At 50.4% G+C, this 17,477-nt stretch carries 15 protein-coding genes; 8 read left to right on the top strand and 7 right to left on the bottom strand.

Going from position 1 to position 17,477, the window contains the following annotated elements; all coding sequences use genetic code 11:
- The 7 genes from J4G02_02250 to J4G02_02220 form a co-directional block, all read left to right on the top strand.
- Window positions 1–137: dihydroorotate dehydrogenase electron transfer subunit (locus J4G02_02250; GenBank protein ID MCE2393417.1), on the top strand; the 137-nt coding region annotated here is incomplete at its 5' end.
- A 32-nt stretch (window positions 138–169) separates the two neighbouring features.
- Window positions 170–511, top strand: coding sequence for a 4a-hydroxytetrahydrobiopterin dehydratase (locus tag J4G02_02245; protein MCE2393416.1), 342 nt, complete (start codon window positions 170–172; stop codon window positions 509–511).
- Between the two features lie 10 nt (window positions 512–521).
- Window positions 522–1,448, top strand: a complete 927-nt coding sequence (locus J4G02_02240) for a dihydroorotate dehydrogenase (protein MCE2393415.1) — start codon at window positions 522–524, stop codon at window positions 1,446–1,448.
- A gap of 60 nt (window positions 1,449–1,508) precedes the next feature.
- Window positions 1,509–2,588, top strand: coding sequence for an aspartate carbamoyltransferase (pyrB, locus tag J4G02_02235; protein ID MCE2393414.1), 1,080 nt, complete (start codon window positions 1,509–1,511; stop codon window positions 2,586–2,588).
- A gap of 27 nt (window positions 2,589–2,615) precedes the next feature.
- Window positions 2,616–3,848, top strand: coding sequence for a starvation-sensing protein RspA (locus tag J4G02_02230; protein ID MCE2393413.1), 1,233 nt, complete (start codon window positions 2,616–2,618; stop codon window positions 3,846–3,848).
- A 124-nt stretch (window positions 3,849–3,972) separates the two neighbouring features.
- On the top strand, window positions 3,973–5,142 hold the full coding sequence (locus J4G02_02225) for a Gfo/Idh/MocA family oxidoreductase (protein MCE2393412.1): 1,170 nt from the start codon (window positions 3,973–3,975) through the stop codon (window positions 5,140–5,142).
- Between the two features lie 40 nt (window positions 5,143–5,182).
- Entirely contained in the window at window positions 5,183–7,738 is a 2,556-nt protein-coding gene (locus tag J4G02_02220; protein ID MCE2393411.1) for a peptidase M14 family protein, read from the top strand.
- Between the two features lie 256 nt (window positions 7,739–7,994).
- On the opposite strand, the gene J4G02_02215 is transcribed toward J4G02_02220, so the two are convergent.
- From J4G02_02215 to J4G02_02200, 4 genes are all read right to left on the bottom strand, one after another.
- Entirely contained in the window at window positions 7,995–8,765 is a 771-nt protein-coding gene (locus tag J4G02_02215; GenBank protein ID MCE2393410.1) for a DUF1828 domain-containing protein, read from the bottom strand.
- Between the two features lie 12 nt (window positions 8,766–8,777).
- Window positions 8,778–9,020, bottom strand: coding sequence for a hypothetical protein (locus J4G02_02210; GenBank protein ID MCE2393409.1), 243 nt, complete (start codon window positions 9,018–9,020; stop codon window positions 8,778–8,780).
- A 662-nt stretch (window positions 9,021–9,682) separates the two neighbouring features.
- Window positions 9,683–11,296: an ABC transporter substrate-binding protein gene (locus J4G02_02205; protein ID MCE2393408.1), complete on the bottom strand. Its 1,614-nt coding sequence runs from the start codon at window positions 11,294–11,296 to the stop codon at window positions 9,683–9,685.
- A gap of 149 nt (window positions 11,297–11,445) precedes the next feature.
- The gene (locus tag J4G02_02200) at window positions 11,446–12,240 is read right to left on the bottom strand and encodes a phytanoyl-CoA dioxygenase family protein (protein ID MCE2393407.1); all 795 of its coding nucleotides are present in this window, start codon (window positions 12,238–12,240) and stop codon (window positions 11,446–11,448) included.
- A gap of 116 nt (window positions 12,241–12,356) precedes the next feature.
- On the opposite strand from J4G02_02200, the gene J4G02_02195 reads away from it, so the two are divergent.
- Entirely contained in the window at window positions 12,357–12,755 is a 399-nt protein-coding gene (locus J4G02_02195) for a cupin domain-containing protein (protein ID MCE2393406.1), read from the top strand.
- Between the two features lie 32 nt (window positions 12,756–12,787).
- On the opposite strand, the gene glmS is transcribed toward J4G02_02195, so the two are convergent.
- From glmS to glmM, 3 genes are all read right to left on the bottom strand, one after another.
- Window positions 12,788–14,611 (bottom strand): glutamine--fructose-6-phosphate transaminase (isomerizing), encoded by a 1,824-nt coding sequence (gene glmS, locus J4G02_02190; protein ID MCE2393405.1) that lies wholly within the window; start codon window positions 14,609–14,611, stop codon window positions 12,788–12,790.
- A 74-nt stretch (window positions 14,612–14,685) separates the two neighbouring features.
- Window positions 14,686–15,942, bottom strand: a complete 1,257-nt coding sequence (locus tag J4G02_02185) for a YvcK family protein (GenBank protein ID MCE2393404.1) — start codon at window positions 15,940–15,942, stop codon at window positions 14,686–14,688.
- Between the two features lie 122 nt (window positions 15,943–16,064).
- Window positions 16,065–17,456, bottom strand: coding sequence for a phosphoglucosamine mutase (gene glmM / locus J4G02_02180; protein ID MCE2393403.1), 1,392 nt, complete (start codon window positions 17,454–17,456; stop codon window positions 16,065–16,067).
- Window positions 17,457–17,477 lie beyond the last annotated feature (21 nt).

The raw sequence follows: 17,477 nt of genomic DNA, 5'->3' as shown, positions 1-17,477 counted from the left end.
TGGAGAATCGGATGGGGTGTGCGTTGGGAGTTTGCCTCGGTTGCGTGTGCAAAGTACAGATGCCGGATGGTGGATTTGAATATCAACGAGTTTGTACAGAGGGACCTGTGTTTAACGCTGAAGACGTTATCTGGTAGCGCGTAAAGAGAATTTGAAAGGAGATTTAATCATGGAAACCTTGACAGGAATGAAATGTATTGCCTGTCGGCGGGACGCACCGAAGGTTACTGCGGCAGAGATTGCGGAATATCACCCACAAGTTTCAGATTGGCAGCTGATTGAGCGCGATGAGATTAAGCGGTTGGAACGACTCTTCCAGTTTGATGGTTTCGCCCCAGCTTTGGCGTTCACAAACCGTGTGGGGGAACTGGCGGAGGAGGAAGGTCATCATCCCGCGCTCTTGACTGAGTGGGGAAGGGTGACTGTTACATGGTGGACGCACAAAATCCGAGGGTTGCATCGGAACGACTTCATCATGGCGGCAAAAACGGATGCGTTATATGCGGAGTGAGGGTAAAAAGATGAGTACCGTTTACCCTTCACTTGAAATTAATATCGCCGGTATCCAGATGAAAAATCCCGTTATGACAGCATCGGGTACTTTTGGCTACGGCAGCGAGTACGTGGATTTCATTGACCTAAACAAACTCGGTGCGGTCGTTGTTAAGGGTATTACCAGTGTGCCGTGGACGGGAAATGCAATGCCGCGAATATTTGAAACGCCATCGGGGATGCTCAACGCCATTGGGTTGCAAAACGTTGGTGTGGACGGGTTCATCGATAAGAAATTGCCCTACCTTAGCGACTTCGATGTGCCCGTAATCGTGAATATCTGCGGTGAACAGGTGGAAGAGTATCTGGAGGTTACAGAGAAGCTAGACGCTGCCGATGGAGTTGCGGCAATTGAACTCAATATCTCGTGCCCAAATCTCCACAGTGGCGGGATGAGCTTTGGCGTTGACCCAAAGTTGACCGAAGAACTCGTTAAAGGCGTTAGGGCAAAAACTACCCTACCATTACTGGTCAAACTATCCCCGAATGTCACAGATATCACCGTCATCGCGTGCGCTGCAGAGGATGCTGGTGCAGATGGACTTTCCGTAATCAACACTGCTTTGGGAATGGCTGTCGACATCAACACCCGGCGTCCCCAACTCGCCAACGTCACGGGAGGGCTTTCCGGACCCGCAATCAAGCCAATCGCATTGCGTATGGTTTGGCAGGTCTACAACGCTGTCAAAATTCCAATCATCGGCATGGGTGGGATCATGACTGGCGATGACGCTATTGAGTTTTGTATAGCGGGAGCTGCTGCCGTTGCGGTTGGGACGGCAAATTTCATCAATCCACGCGCCTCGTTGGATGTAGTTGACGGCATTCAAGAATACCTCGAACAGCATGGGATGCGCTCGATCATAGAATTGGTGGGCAGTCTTGAAGTCCCATAGTCGAAAACAAAAACGGACAAATAGAGGAACTCTTATCCATATCATCAGTGAGGATTGCCAATGAGACACCTCATCACGCTTGATGACTTATCCAATTTTGAAATCGAACAGCTTTTTCGGCTCGCAGATCAGATGCGGACGCAGCTTGCGACATGGTCTGGTTTCTGTAAAGGTAAACTGCTAGCAACGCTCTTTTATGAACCGAGTACACGGACACGTCTCTCCTTTGAAAGTGCGATAGGACGGCTCGATGGGCGTGCCCTCGGTTTCGCAGATCCCGACGCTGCTTCTGTTGCAAAAGGCGAGACGATTGCGGACACCGCTCGCATGGTGACCAACTACTCAGACCTAATCGTGGTGCGCCACAGCTGGGCGGGCGCGGCCCACGTTATGGCTCGCTATTCCAATGTCCCGGTGATCAACGGCGGCGATGGCAGCCACAGACATCCGACGCAAGCACTCACAGACCTGTACACAATCCTCCAGCGGAAAGGACGGATAGAAGGACTGACGGTTGGCATTTGTGGCGACCTGCGATACGGGCGTGCAGCGCATTCACTTGCACTCGGTGTCGCACGATTCGGTGGGAAACTCCTACATATCTCGCCCGACGGATTTCAGATGCCTGAATGGGTTTCTACTCGCTTAAAACATCTCTATGGTCAGGAACCCGCTGAGACGAATCAGCTCAATAACGTGATTGGTGAGCTTGATGTCATCTATGTGAATCGCCTCCAGGAAGAACGTCTACCACCGGAGATCTCTCCAGAAGATGCCCGAGGAAGCTACCTTGTGGATGTAGCCATAATGGATTACGCGAAAACTGATGCGATAATCATGCACCCACTGCCGCGGGTGAATGAACTAGCTTATGAGTTAGATGAGGATGCACGTGCTGCGTATTTTGACCAATCTGCAAACGCCGTACCTATTCGGATGGCGTTGCTCGCAAGTTTGTTGGGGCTTGAGCAATTGGTTCTGACGCAACCGCCTACGAGAAAGATGGTATCGGATCAACAGGTATGCGAGAATGCCAACTGCGTTAGCAACCACGAACGTTACTTGGAGCCTGAGACGGAGATAATCGCCGGGGCCTCGCCGTTCTCTGCTTGTGCGTATTGCGGCGTCCTTAAAGTGTGATAGGCAATATAAATTAAAGGAGAATTCATGAGCAATCTAAAAATTCGTGATGTTCGTATCATTGTGACGCAGCCGACAGCGAACCTCAATGTGGTAAAAATAGAAACCAATGAGCCGGAAATATATGGTCTGGGCTGTGCTACTTTTACCCAACGCGCCCTTGTCGTCGAAACCGCTGTCAATGATTATCTCCGTCCGTTTTTGATCGGTAAGGATCCCGCTGACATCGAAGACATATGGCAGTCGTGCAATGTATCTGCTTACTGGCGGAACGGACCTATCCTCAACAACGCCATAAGCGGCGTAGACCAAGCGTTATGGGACATCAAAGGCAAAGTTGCGGGAATGCCTGTTTACGACCTATTCGGTGGAAAATCGAGGGAGGCTGCCGCCGTATACATCGTACCGGGCGGAAACGACCTCAAAGAATATGAAGAAAATGTCTGGGCGCTCATCGAAGACGGTTTCCGTTACTTCAAACTTGGAGGCGCAGACCGCTTCTTTGCAGACGATGTACCACATGGCGAGAAACCCATCATCACGAACAAAGTCTCCGAATCGAGCGGCAGCATCTACGATCCAGCCAAATCGGTTCGCACCATCGTGCGCGCCTTTGAGCATTTCCGGTCCACTTTCGGCTGGGAAGTTGATGTTATTTATGATGTCCATGAGCGCCTCCCGCCGATCATGGGACTCGGTTTGGCGAAAGAACTTGAGCCGTTCAGACTCTTTTTCTTAGAGGATCTTTTCGCACCGGAGGACAACGACTACTTCCGACTAGTGCGCGAACAGACTAGCACACCGATTGCTATGGGCGAACTGTACAACAATCCGCACGAGATTATTCCGATGGTCAAGGACCGACTACTCGACTTCATGCGTGTCCACGTCTCTCAAATCGGTGGATTGACGCCCGCGCGGAAGTTAGCTGCGCTCTGCGAAGCCTTCAACGTCCGCACCGCTTGGCACGGTCCCACAGATGTCTCTCCTGTCGGTCACGCAGCCCAACTGATGCTAGACCTGAATGTGTGGAACTTCGGCATCCAAGAGGCAGGTCCCTATCAGACCAATCTGCTGAAGGAAGTGTTCCCCGGAACGCCTGAAGTCCGTAATGGATATATGTGGGCTAACGGCAAGCCGGGCTTGGGCATAGATATAGACGAGGAGTTGGCGGCAAAGTACCCAATCACAGAACCCGCACGCTCTAACTGGTCGTGGGGTAATGTGAGACTGGCAGACGGGACAATAATTCGTCCGTGACACACAGTTTCTATAATCCATAATGCCTGATACGTAAGAAACCAACGTTTCCTATTGCGCATCGCGTATCATGTATTGTAGCAAACCCAGTAACGATTTCTTCGGAGATAAAAAAGGACACACTATGGCAGACCAACTTAAAATGGGGTTAATTGGTTGTGGAGGTATGTCCGGTGCCCACATGCGGGGCTATCAAGAGCTTTGGTCGAAGGGGATCAGGTCTTTTGACATCGTTGCTGCGTGCGACATTGATGCTAGCCGCGCAGACGAACGGGCAACTCAAGCATGTGCATTTCAAGAGGGCACAAAGCCGGCGATTTATACGGACGTTGAAGAAATGCTCTCTAAGCATTCAGATCTCGATTGTGTGGACATTTGTGCCCTGCACAGCGCTCATCACACCCTTGCTGTTACCGCGCTGGAAGCGGGAAAACATGTCATCATTGAAAAGCCACTCGGTATCACGATGCGTGCCTGTAAACTCATCCTTGACGCAGCGGAGCAGAATGGATGCATCCTGTCCGTCGCAGAAAACTATCGTCTGGATCGGGTCCAGCGGGCGCGACGATGGGCGGTCCGTCAAGGACGGATTGGTGCCCCACGGATGTTTTTCTGGATAGAGGTCAGCGAAGGTCTGGGGAAATGGAGTTGGCGTAATTTCAAGATGGATGCTGGCGGCGGTTGGGTGCTTGATGGCGGTGTCCATTTCACAGATCTGATGCGTTTTATTCTTGACGCGGAGGCGGAAGAGGTCTACGCAATCAATAAGGCTTACGAACCTTATCGCTATGACGACCCGGCGGGGCGGCAGGGTGGCTACGATGTTGACGTTGAGGATGCGATGATCTCCGCCATTAAATTTGAGAGAGAGATATCTGCTCAATGGACATGGGTCGGCTCGGGACCGGGGAACAGTATCAGTCGCAGAACCGTTTACGGCAGCGAAGGCAGTTTGGACTTCGAGGCCGGGCTTACGCCACGGGGCGGCGAAACCATCAGCAACGAAGTTCTGCTCCAAGAATTTCTGGCGCATATCAGCGACGATGAGCGCGAATATTACTTTCCAAGCGGTATCGAGGATACAGTTGCCATAGAACTCAAGTATTTCGCGGACGCTATCACCACTGGAGGCAAACCGGAGGTCGATGGGATTGAGGGCATGAAGTCCGAGGCCCTCTGCATGGCGGTCTACGAGTCCGGCTGGCACGGTCGCCCGGTGACATTGGCGGAAATCGAAAACTGTGCTTTGGAAGGGTATCAGGGCGAGATTAATGAGAGGCTAGGAATCGCTTAAAGCGTAACAGGCGTCGCGGCTTCTTGAACAGGAGACACCTATGAATCATGAGATAACCTCCCCCGAGGCGTTTTTTGGCTTTCAGCTTGGAAGTGATCGGAAGATGGCACGGTGGGACAAGATTGTAGATTACTTCCGCCTATTGGCGGAGCAGAGCGCCAAGGTCCAAGTGATTGATATGGGACCTTCCACAGAGGAGAACCCGTTTTTGTTCGTGGTTATTTCCTCGCCGGAGAATTTGGCGAACTTAGCGCATTTTCGAGAGGTGAACGCGCAGATCAAAGATCCCCGTGGGGTATCTGAGGAGGTAATAAATTCACTCATCGGGGAAGGGAAGGCGATTATCCTCCAATCGATGGGGCTTCATGCTACGGAGATTGGCAGCACGCAGATGGTCTCAGAATTAGCGTACGATCAGATCACGCGGACCGATGAAGAAGCAACGCGCATTCTAGATAATGTGATCTCACTGATGGTGCCTTGCTTTAACCCAGACGGTCAGATCATGGTGACCGACTGGTATAACAAATATGTCGGTACGGAGTACGAAGGCTCGACACCGCCGTGGCTGTATCATAAGTATGCAGGGCACGACAACAACCGCGACGCATTCATGTTTAATTTGGTCGAATCCCAATATATGGCAGATATCATGTACAGAGAGTGGCAGCCCCACGCTTACCAAGACCACCATGAGATGGGCTGCTACGGCGCCCGTTTATGGATATGTCCCTATTCGGAGCCGCTGCATCCGCACGGCGACCCGTTGGTTTGGCGGGAGATTAGCTGGTATGGAGCGCACATGGCGTATAAGTTAGAGGAAGCAGGTAAGACTGGCGTCCTAAATGCGTCCTTGTTCCCTGCGTGGAGCCACCTCGGTTTTCACTGGATGGGCAACTATCACAACATCGCCAGTATGCTGACAGAATCGGCACACGCCAAGTTGGCGACGCCGATGTACATCCACAAGAGCCAACTGAAAGGCGAAGATGACAGGAAGCAACTGCTGGACGAAGGCGGTAATACGTTACGGGCGTTTCCTCACTATAAGCCTCAGACCAACTTCCCCCACCCGTGGGAGGGCGGTTGGTGGCGGGTTCGCGACATCATTGAGCAGCAAAAGATCTCGGCGTGGGGACTGCTTGACATGGCAGCACGGAATAAGGATACAATTCTGCGGAATGCGTATCTGAAGGCGAAACGACAGACCGCGATCGGCGCGTCCGGCACACCCGTCGCATACCTTATCCGTCCAGACCAACACGATCCGCTGACCGTCGTAGCGACGGTTAATAAATTGCTGGTTCAAGGGATAGACATCCAGAAAGCGGCACAAGCCTTTACTGCCAACGGTTCAAGCTACCCGGCGGGGACCTACTGCATTCCCCTTAATCAACCGAAGATGGGGGTCATTAAGACGCTGCTGGGGCGCACTCTATACCCGGACGACGCTTGGACGCGACAACCCGATGGCACACCACAGCGTCCCTACGATACCACAACGGACACCATGGCAGAGTTCATGGGGGTTGATGCCGTGCCGATACAGGGGAATATTGAAGGAAGATTTGAGGCGATGACAGCACCTGAACCGCTTACTGGAGAGGTAATTGGCACCTCACAGGTCGGCTATATCTTCGATGGCAGGCTCAACGATAGCTTCAAAGTCCTCAATTGGTTGTTCAATCAGGGGGTAGAAGTTACCCGCCTGCACGAGACGGTGTCAGTCGGGGACGAAACATTTCCGGCGGGCGCGTTTGTGGCTGCCGCTGGGGCTGAAAATCTACTCACAGAGATCGCCCAAGATTATGGCGTTACCTTCTACGCGCTTGAGGGAAAGCTAGAGACAAAACAGAGTGAAGTCCGGCGGGCGCGGATTGGCATGTATCAGCGATACTGGGGCGGTAATATGGATGAGGGTTGGACGCGTCTGGTCTTGGAGCAGTATGGATTCCCGTACCAAACACTGAGAGATGCAGAGATTAAAGCCGGTAACTTGAACAAGCACATTGATGTTCTCATACTGCCTGATGACTCCGCCGACATGACCATTGGCGACAAAATGGAGGATCGGCTCAGAGAAAACCCTGTCCCGTCAGAATATCAAAGCGGTATCGGAGAAGAGGGGATTGATGCAATAAAGGAATTCGTCCAAGCCGGCGGCACGTTGATTACGCTCAACCAAGCCTGCAACTTCGCTATTGAGAAATTGGATTTACCTGTGCAAAACGTGGTCGCAGGCAAATCAGCCAAAGACTTCTACTGCCCCGGTTCCACCCTACACGCCAATATCGACACAAATCATCGGCTCACCTACGGTATGCCCGACGAGGGGCTCATCTTCTTCTGGAGCGGTCCCACGTTCCGCGTTCGACCCTCTTTTTCCAATGAGAGATGCGAGATTCTCGTCCAATATCCTGAGAGAGACATCTTGCAGAGCGGGTGGCTTGTCGGTGAAGAGCAGATCGCCGGTACGGCTGGCATGATTGCCGTGGAATTCGGCGAAGGCTCGGTTGTCCTTTTCGGATTCAGACCGCAGCACCGGGCACAGACGCATGGGACGTTCAAGTTGTTCTTCAATGCGCTTATTGGTTAGATTATCTATGTTAGGAAAATAGCGCAAAGAAACTGGTAAGTATGGAGGATTGCATTATGTACCCCAATAAGACAAGGATTAAACGCGGATATATGAACGGTAAGGATCGCGCAGGATTGGTGTGCATTCAGCTTATATTCACGCCGTTTATTTTGGTTTCGTGCGGGGAGATACCATTTGAACTGATTAGTGAAGTAGAAGCGGATGAGATAAAAGCGGTTAGGAAGAGCTGTTTGATGTATGAATTTGTATAGAGTTAAATCTTAGCCTCCAGATATTGTCCAATTTGTTCATAACTTTCATTGATGCCTATGAAGTACTGATCGCATACATCAAGGAAACGTGCCAATACCTTGTAATTTATGTTCTTCTCCTCTTCAACGATACCCATAGCATTAAAAGACAGTTTCCACTCCTTGAACTGGTGCAGTGCAATCGTTGCATCGCGAATCCTACTGTCATTTGGAAGAGCATACACGAAAAGGGGTTGAGGCATCCCATTAATTCGACAATCTACGATGTATTTCCTTTGGTCATCACGAGCTAAATAGTACCAATCAAAAATCATGCGAGTCTCATCCACTTTATTATGCAGTAATGTACGGAAATCTTCCATAAATGTGGATTGAACCCGTTCTCTCGACAAATATGTCACGTCCGTTATTTTGAGAAGAGCTTGGGCAAAGTCATAAAGTGCATCACCGTAACGTTCCTCTGGCATATCAAGGATTAATTCTCCATTGCGATCTTGAACGTCAAACATCGAAAGGGCCTTAGAGATAATATCTCCGCGTGTACCACTATGCAGGTCCCTTTTATCAATATCGTAGGTGAGGTGCATGTAGGTATGCGCTTCGTCAGAGAGTACCCACTGTTCGCCTGCCTTTTTCAAAATGATAACCAGCTGATCGCCGTCATCGAACTGGAAGGGAGTTAAAACGCGGAAACGCTCCTTGCCATCGGGTAAAAGCCTAACCTTTGCCGAGACCTTATCAATAAAGTCTTGGTCTATGGTATTGATGGACATTACTCATACCTCCTAAAATAGTTCTTGCTGGTGTTGTGGTGGTTCCTCAAAATTCGCATCATTGATTAGACACTTAAGTGCACCGCTGAGGTCATGGTATCGGTTGGTTGATTGTGCGTAACTATCTTCACGTTGCCCTCTCAACTGATACCGCTCTGTCGCAGAGTGAATGTGACATCCACTAATTTCTTCTCTTTCGATTCGGTTAGTGTGTGTGATTCGATCCGTTGTACCGGCGGAGTCGAAACTCTCCATTTGACAGAGGTTCCCAAACTGTCAAAATAGCTGAAAAATTTAACGAGTAGATGTTGTGTTGTCTAATCCTAAGGCCGAATGTGTTTCCGTTTTTACCCTTAACAAATAATTCTTCGTTTTTGTAAAGCTGATTACGCCAATCATTTGGTAAAACCTTGCGTTCTTGCATGAACTCCTTGATTTCCTGATCTGAATATGCGATTGCCATAAATTATTCCAGTTTAAGCAGGTTCACACGACTAGTGAGGGGCTGCTGCATTACCTAACGATGAGCTGCATTCCACCACTGGAGGAGTATAAATGAAGAGAGTGCATAAATATAGTTGACATAATCAGCCAAAAAGAGGTTTCTATCGTTATTCCAACAAAAGGAGCACTTACATGGTTGACAAGTCGATATTGGTTGATTATGTCGCTCTTATTATACAATTATTGGGGAGGGTGATGCAATTACAAATTAAGCAAGAGGACGTCGAGCGGGGAAACCGTGCCTGCAAAAGTGTCGAGATATGAATCTCGACCTACGGATATTGGAGGGGAGGACTGGGTCGGGCAAGTCCGAGAGGAACCTTCCGTTTCACGAGAATCCCGATTGAATCGGGACGTGACCGGGGAGGCCCGACCTACGAGTGTGGCGTGTTTTGATTAAGGGATACCAACCCCTACTCCGGTGCCAACGATGCGCTGCGGAGGTACTTCCACCCTATCGGCGCAAGCCTGAGATTTCTCACCCTTCTGTCTACAACCAAAAGCCGTTGCCCATGCGCTAGCGGCACCCACGGTGCATCCCTGTGGAAGATTGCCTGTGCGTGCCGATACAGCTCGATCCGTTCATTTTGATCGGTGCTCGTTCTGGCACGTTCAAGGACATCCTGCATCTCATCGTCCCGATAAAAGGCGATGTTAAACGCAGGCTTCTCCGCGTAGGTTTTGCTCAAAAGATAGTAGAAGAAGTTATCCGGGTCCCCCTCCTCAGCAATCCACCCTAACATTGCCATATCGTGCTCACCGTTTGTGGTTTTCGCAATATAGGTGCCCCAATCATAGGTGACGATTGTTGCTTCAACACCGATGTTTCGGAGTTCGGATTGTAGGACCTCAGCGAGTACGCGCCCGTCCGGAATGTAGGGACGTGCCACCGGCAGTGCCCAGATTGTGGTTTCAAATCCATCGGGATAGCCTGCTTCAGCGAGAAGCTGTTTCGCCAGTGTTGGATTGTATTCATAATCCTCAACCATATCGTCATAACTCCATAGGGTCGGCGGGATCGGTCCCTTCGCTGGAATGCCTGTGCCTTGATAGAGGTGCTCAATAATCTCAGCTTTGTTAATTGCGTGGTTAATCGCGAGCCGCACCTTGAGGTTGTCAAAGGGTGGTTTTTCCATGTTCATCGCTAAATACCCGACATTTAGACTTGACCGCATGAGAAGTTCAAGTTGTGCATCGCCCCGGATAAGGGGGATTTCGTCCGGATTTGGAAATTCCATCGCATGGAGCCTGCCCTGCTGCATTTCCATCAGCCGCACCGAGTTATCGGGAATAGAGCGAAAGATGATTCGATCTAGTGAAGGTCTTCCCGCCCAATGCGTATCGTTTGCTTCAAGCGCAATTTTGTCGTCCCGATCCCACCGCACAAACTTGAAGGGACCTGTGCCGATAGGGTTACTGCCAAAATTGTCGCCAAAGTGTTGAACAGCGGTCGGACTCACGATAGAAAATGTAGTCCCTGCGACCGTGCTGATAAAGGGCGCGAATGGCGTTTTGAGTTGAATTTGCACCGTAAACGGATCTAGGGCAATAATTTGGTTGATAAATTCTGCCTGAAAATCGCGATACACCGCCTGTGGACGGGTGAGCGAAAATACAACGGCGTCTGCGTTCAAGGGAGTGCCATCGTGGAATTGAACCCCTTGTCGCAGATGAAATGTCCACACCAAGCCATCGGTGGAGCTCTCCCACGCCTCTGCCAAGGCAGGTTCAATGTCAGTTGTGTCCCTTCGATATTGGACGAGTGTATCGTAAAGCATGTCACAAACTTTCGCCGATTCACCATCAAGGATTAGCGCAGGATCAAGGGTGAGCGAATCACCGCCGCGCCCAAAAATCAGGGTGCCGCCTATGGGGGCTATATCTCCTTGACGCATAACGTTAGCGACAAGTAATAAGTCTCGGACATCCACAATGCCATCGCTATTGACATCTATATTCGACACCTGCGCTGCATCAACGCGCTCGCCAAAGTGTGAGCCGACAAGCACTAAATCGAGGATATTCACAATACCATCGCCATTGACATCTGCGTTTTGAGCATTAGTGGCGTGGGCACTGTTTCCCGTCAAAAGCGATAGCGATAAACTAATTGCTATTGCTACAAAAATTATTTTTTTTATCTTATCTCCTAAGCGTCGGGAATCGGAATTCCGTCCTACTCTCCCAACGTTGTGCGTCCGGTACGGTGTGGCGGTTCGTAGATCGCTAATTCTTCTGGCGTTGGGTCAGGGATTGGACATTCCGCATGTGGCGAACCCCAAGACAAGAAGCCGGGTGAACACTTAAACAAGATCGAGCGGCGCTCCCGGTCCGTGGGCTGCCATGGAAGCGTGCCGTGCACCAGCGCTTCATTGAAGATAACGACAGAACCCGGTCCCGCAACAACCTGTTGAATACAACCCATCCCATCCTCTGTGGACAACACATGCTGAGGTGGACGATAATTTGATTTGTGGCTGCCCGGCACACATGCAAAACCACCATCTCCGTCACGGACCTCCGTCAGCTGCCATGCAGCGACACACAGTCCGCACTGCATCCGGCCATGTTCAAATCGGTGATATTGGCTTGGGTCGAAAGTCATGCCACCGTGTAGCCAATGTCCCTCAGTGCCCTTGACCATCTGAATAAGCCCCGGACCGTGATCGAGCCGAAAGCCCGCCCCCAATACCTCATTGAAGATGTCAACAACCCGAGGGTGTGTCAGCATCCGTCGAAACGGCTCACACCATGGTCGATCAAAGGTCAATGGGTTTTGATGAAATTCCCCTCGCCCGGTAGCCCCTTCCAGATGTTTAGATCCGTGGGATAAGCCCGGATCACGGTTAGCGATGAGATAGGTATGGCGGTCAACCGCTTCGTTCGCCAGCGCAACTTCGTCCGGTGTAAGTACCTCCTCAACCACGACGTAACCCCAAAGATCGAACAGGAATTTTTCGTTATCGGTCATGTGAACCTCCCTTTCCTTTTGCAATTAAACTATGGACATAGACACGGTAGAAACGCTATAATTAGGATAATACGTAATGCTTAATACGTAAACATAATTTTGAAGGAGAAATTATCATGAGTGGAAAATTTATCCCGGCAGCGGAAGCAGAACGTGAACAACTGGATTGGGGAGCCTTGGCATGGTTGAGTCGTCCCCAAACAACGGGCGCGAAGGATTTGGTGGTCATTGAGGTGAACCTGTCATCTGGTGGTGGACACAACTTTCACAAGCATCCGGAACAGGAAGAGGTGATTTACGTTATCGAAGGAACTGTAGAACAGTGGCTGCGCGACGAAAAACGGATGCTGAGTTCAGGTGATTCAGTGTTCATTCCTGCTGATGCAGTCCACGCTTCGTTCAATACCTCCCCTACCCCTGCCAAGCTGCTCGCAATCTTGGGCCCATGTGTCAGTGATGAGGGGTATCAGCTAGTCGATGTCGCCGACGAAGCGCCGTGGAATTCCCTTCGCTAAAATTGCCCCAATTTATAGTATCTGTGCTCCGTTTACTCAACGGTGACACTTTTTGCAAGGTTTCGGGGCTGGTCAACATCGCAGCCCCGATGTACAGCGGTATAGTAGGCGAGCAGCTGGAGCGGGATAGCAACAAGCAACGGCGAAACCTCCTCAGCAATATCCGGGATGTAGAGCACCTCTTGAGCATACTCATGAATTTCTGTGTTCCCTTCAGTCGCAATGGCGATAACAACTCCGTCACGAGCGCGGATTTCTTGGATTGCGCTCACAATTTTCGGATAGATGCTACTATTGGTGGCAATACACACGACCGGTACTTCTTCGTTAATCAAAGCGATGGGACCGTGTTTTAATTCGCCTGCTGGATGCCCTGCTGCATGGATATATGAGATTTCCTTGAGTTTGAGCGCACCTTCTAGGGCGTTGGGATAGTTATAGCTTCGTCCGATAAACATGAATGCGCCTACATCGCTATATTTCTCCGCACAGACGCGAATCTGCTGGCGCTGAATGGTGCGGTCCATGAGGGCAGGTGCCTTTTTAAGGGTCTGGAGAAACTCGCGTGTATCCGGCGGCGTTAAGATCTCCTTTAGTTTGCCGAGGTGCATCGCGAGTAATCCAAGCACCGCAATCTGCGCGGTGTATGCTTTGGTGGAAGCAACACCAATTTCTAGTCCAGCGTGAAGTTCAATCACCGCATCTGCCTCGCGCGCAATGGTGCTGTTAATCTCATTGCATAAGGCTAACACGCGCATAAACTTGCTTTTTGCCTTGCGTAATCCCTCAAGCGTATCAGCGGTCTCACCCGATTGGGAGATAGCAATAACCAGCGTATCTCCCTCCAAAACTGGGTTGCGGTATCGAAATTCTGAAGAGATGTCCACTTCGGTGTGGATGTACGCATACTGCTCTAGGAGATACTTACCAATCAATCCGGCATGCCAAGATGTGCCGCACGCTTGGATGACGATTCGGTTTACGCGCGCGAGAAATTCGCTGTCCAATCCCAATTCCCCGAAATCAACTTCCATGTCATCGGTAACATAGATATTATATAACCGTCGTAGGACATTGGGCTGTTCGTGGATCTCCTTGAGCATGAAGTGCGGATGATCACCTTTGTCCGCGGTGTCGGGACTCCAGCCGATTTGGTGGATACGGGGTTCAACTTGCTCGCCCTCCATGGTTTGAACCTCCACCTGATTCGGTGTAAGGATTGCAATCTGATTATCCTCAAGATAGACCATCCGTTGGGTGTGTGGTAGCAATGCGGGCACATCTGAAGCGACGAAGTTCTCTCCGTCCCCAAGCCCCAAGATGAGTGGACTGCCGCGTCGTGCAGCCACGATACAATCCGGGAATCGTCGATGAATAAAAGCGGCTGAATATGTACCTTCGACTTGCTGGAGCGCATTGCAAACGGCATCGCCAAAATCGCCTTCCAGTGCCTCCTCAACGAGGTGCGCTAACACTTCTGTATCCGTATCCGACTTAAAGAGGTGTCCTCGCGCTTGCAGCTCCCGCTTGAGTGGGAGATAGTTTTCAATGATTCCGTTATGCACGACTGCCAACGTTTTGTCCTCGTCGGTGTGAGGATGGGCATTTCGTTCGTTCGGTTCCCCGTGTGTTGCCCATCGAGTATGGCCGATACCCATTGCACCCCGCATCGGATTCTGGCGGAGGCATTCGTCCAATTCACGTAACTTGCCTGCACGTTTCCGCAGATCGAGCTCCCCATCGCTTATGACAGCCATACCCGCTGAATCATATCCTCTATACTGAAGTCGTTCCAGACCCGTCCACAAGACAGAGTCCGCGTATTTATCTCCGATATATCCGACAATTCCACACATGGTTATTCCTTTCTCAATTTCTCTATCGAGGGTATGTTGGGTTGGGGAAGGGGTGAAAACAGAGTATTGTTCCGCTATGAGATGGATTCATGAAACTTTGGATGGCCGCTCAATACCTTGACTAGTGTTTGCGCAAGTTTTTCCGGGTGGTGACGGATCACAGTTTGCGGTCCTCCACTATCAATAACTTCGGTAGTATCCCGAATCAGTTCGGCCTCCACAATCTGCATATGCCCGAGATTATCCCGCTCCGCACTATAGAATATTTGTACGTTGGAGGGTCCTGCCATCTGCTTCGTCTCACTGGTAAGTTGAGAAATATGCTCTGTTCGATATAGCACGGAATCCATCGTTTTTCCTTCAGCGAAATCTTCGACCTGTATTGTTTCAAGCATGGAGAGCACTTCCTCCGAGTACATCTTAATCTGTGCGAACTTACCTGACAGTTCTTTCTGCCTATATCTTTCGATGATTTTCTCCGGCGCTGGTTGGTTGTTTACAATAATATAGTCTAACGACATTCCGGGGGCGTGAGCCAAGATTGCTTCGACATGTTCGGTAACCGAGTATCCATCCGTTTCGCCGGGCTGCGACATCACATTACAGATATAGATTTTTATCGCGTCTGATGATTGAATGGTCTCGGCAATTTGCTTAATCACAAGGTTGGGCATAATACTCGTATATAGACTTCCCGGCCCAATAATGATGGCGTCTGCATTAGCAATCGCCTCCACAGCCTCCGTGTGTGCAGCACACTCATAAGGTTCATCGTGATGCTGTTTGCCATTCTCACGCGGTTTCAGAAAGACGCGTTGAATGGGCTCTCGATTGGATCGCTCTGGGATGTTGGACTCGCCGCACACAATATCGCCACCGGCCAGTTCAGCACACAGTATCGTGCCGTCTAGGCTGACCGGTATAATTCTCCCTCGCGTGGAGAGCAGTTTAGAAGCTTCTTGGATAGCTTTTGGGAAGTTGCCGTTGTTTAATTCAGTGAGGGCAATGAGAAGCAGATTTCCAACCGTATGACCACCGAGATCGCCATCGCTCGAAAAGCGATATTCAAAAAGTTTAGCTAGCAGCTCATCGTCATTAGAGAGAGAGACTAGTAGCTTGCGAATATCACCCGGTGGGATCACATCGAACTCTTCAACCAATCGTCCAGAACTGCCACCGTCGTCCGACACAGAAACGATCGCCGCCAGATTATCTATATCAATAATCTCTGACCCCGCACGTCTGTTGCTTGTGTGTTGCTTTATGCCGCTCAACAAAGATGATAAGCCGGTGCCGCCACCTATGCAGACTAGTTTGAGTGCATCTATCATGATAAACCTCCATCAATACAGCACAACAGTAATCTATTAAAATTGACGCTGAGAGGACGTTTGCGTTTCAAGAAAAATTGCCGTTAAGTAAGACTCGTCGCGTACCTAAAAGAGTTTAGTCACTAGTTGGAGACACGCTGCATCAAGGATTTCAGTGTATCAAGCGTCGAATTGCAAAGTTCCTGTGCCTCTTCAAAGGTTAGCGCTTCGCTAAAAACACGAATGACCGGCTCTGTGCCAGACTTCCGAATATTGACCCATCGGTCTTCCCAAACCCGTTTCACTCCATCTGCCAGATCAAGTGTCTCATCAGTATAGGTTTCAATCGCAAGTTGAAGCACTGCATTAGCGATATGTTGCGAGGGCACCTCCAGTCTCTCCTTACAGATAGCATAACTTGGGATGGCAGCGATAACATCTGAGATTGTTGATGTGCTTGATTCCACGAGAAGTTGTACAATCGCAGCTATTGACGCCATCCCGTCAGTAGTATATTGGAGTTCTGGATAAATCACACCTCCTGTTCCCTCACCACCAATGACTGCACCCGTTTCACGCATTTTCTCGACAACGTATCCGACGCCGACCGGCGTCCGGTGCAGTTTTACGCCGTGCCGCCTCGCCACGTCATCCAACATACGACTGGTTGATACGGTTGCAACGATATCGCCTTTTCGCTTATTGAGCAGAAAATCCGCTGCAAGGGCGAAGGTGTATTCGCTGCTCAGCGGAGTGCCTTCCTCCGTGGCAAGCACTAATCGGTCCGCATCGCCGTCGTGTGCGAGACCGAGATCTGCGCCTTCTGATTTGACAGTCTCACAGAGTCGGTCTAAGGCATCAGGCGTTGGTTCCGCTGGGCGAGGAAAATAGCCATCGGGGACGCAGTTCAGTTCAATTACTTCGCAGCCCAGTTCTGTCAGCAAGCGAGGACTAATCACACTTCCCGCCCCGTTAGCACAGTCGATTACGACCTTTAGCCGACGTGACTTAGTTTGATTACGCACGACCCAATCACAACTGAGCACGCCGGCGATATGTTGATCAATAGCAGTATCAATTACTGTAACTTCGCCCTGTTTATCCCAAGTTGTCAGCTGAAACGCTCCCGACTCGTAAATCTGCATTAGGCGTGTGCGTTCGGCCTCACTTAGAAGCCTACCAGATTCAGATGCAAATTCGATGCCATTCCAATCAATTGGGTTGTGGCTCGCCGTAATCACCAGACTTCCGACGGCGTTCAGCGCTTTTGAAATAAATAAAACTGTGGGTGTTGGACAAACCCCCACGTCAATCACCTTACAGCCGGTCGCGATGAGGCCAGCGAGGATCGCATGATATACCATCGGGCCCGACGTGCGTGTATCTCTGCCAACCACGACGGTTTGTCCCCTGATTAACGTGCCGAATGCGGCTGCAAAGCGGGTTAATTGGCTGGGATCTAATGCGCTACCGACTGTTCCCCTGACCCCTGAGACACTGATGATCAGATCTTCATGAGATCTCGCTTCGTCCAATCTGTAGACTCCTGTTGTTCA

It is taken from the genome of Candidatus Poribacteria bacterium (genome assembly GCA_021295755.1).
In the GTDB taxonomy this organism is placed as follows: Bacteria; Poribacteria; WGA-4E; order WGA-4E; family PCPOR2b; genus PCPOR2b.
This window is presented reverse-complemented; position numbering and strand designations above follow the sequence as displayed.

What these genes read in the sequence shown, in the direction of transcription:
- J4G02_02240 (MCE2393415.1), top strand. Translation starts at nt 522, where the DNA reads ATGAGTACCGTTTACCCTTCACTTGAAATTAATATCGCCGGTATCCAG.
- J4G02_02225 (MCE2393412.1), top strand. Translation starts at nt 3,973, where the DNA reads ATGGCAGACCAACTTAAAATGGGGTTAATTGGTTGTGGAGGTATGTCC.
- J4G02_02230 (MCE2393413.1), top strand. Translation starts at nt 2,616, where the DNA reads ATGAGCAATCTAAAAATTCGTGATGTTCGTATCATTGTGACGCAGCCG.
- J4G02_02195 (MCE2393406.1), top strand. Translation starts at nt 12,357, where the DNA reads ATGAGTGGAAAATTTATCCCGGCAGCGGAAGCAGAACGTGAACAACTG.
- J4G02_02220 (MCE2393411.1), top strand. Translation starts at nt 5,183, where the DNA reads ATGAATCATGAGATAACCTCCCCCGAGGCGTTTTTTGGCTTTCAGCTT.
- pyrB (MCE2393414.1), top strand. Translation starts at nt 1,509, where the DNA reads ATGAGACACCTCATCACGCTTGATGACTTATCCAATTTTGAAATCGAA.
- J4G02_02210 (MCE2393409.1), bottom strand. Translation starts at nt 9,020, where the DNA reads ATGGAGAGTTTCGACTCCGCCGGTACAACGGATCGAATCACACACACT.
- J4G02_02200 (MCE2393407.1), bottom strand. Translation starts at nt 12,240, where the DNA reads ATGACCGATAACGAAAAATTCCTGTTCGATCTTTGGGGTTACGTCGTG.
- J4G02_02185 (MCE2393404.1), bottom strand. Translation starts at nt 15,942, where the DNA reads ATGATAGATGCACTCAAACTAGTCTGCATAGGTGGCGGCACCGGCTTA.
- glmS (MCE2393405.1), bottom strand. Translation starts at nt 14,611, where the DNA reads ATGTGTGGAATTGTCGGATATATCGGAGATAAATACGCGGACTCTGTC.
- J4G02_02245 (MCE2393416.1), top strand. Translation starts at nt 170, where the DNA reads ATGGAAACCTTGACAGGAATGAAATGTATTGCCTGTCGGCGGGACGCA.
- J4G02_02215 (MCE2393410.1), bottom strand. Translation starts at nt 8,765, where the DNA reads ATGTCCATCAATACCATAGACCAAGACTTTATTGATAAGGTCTCGGCA.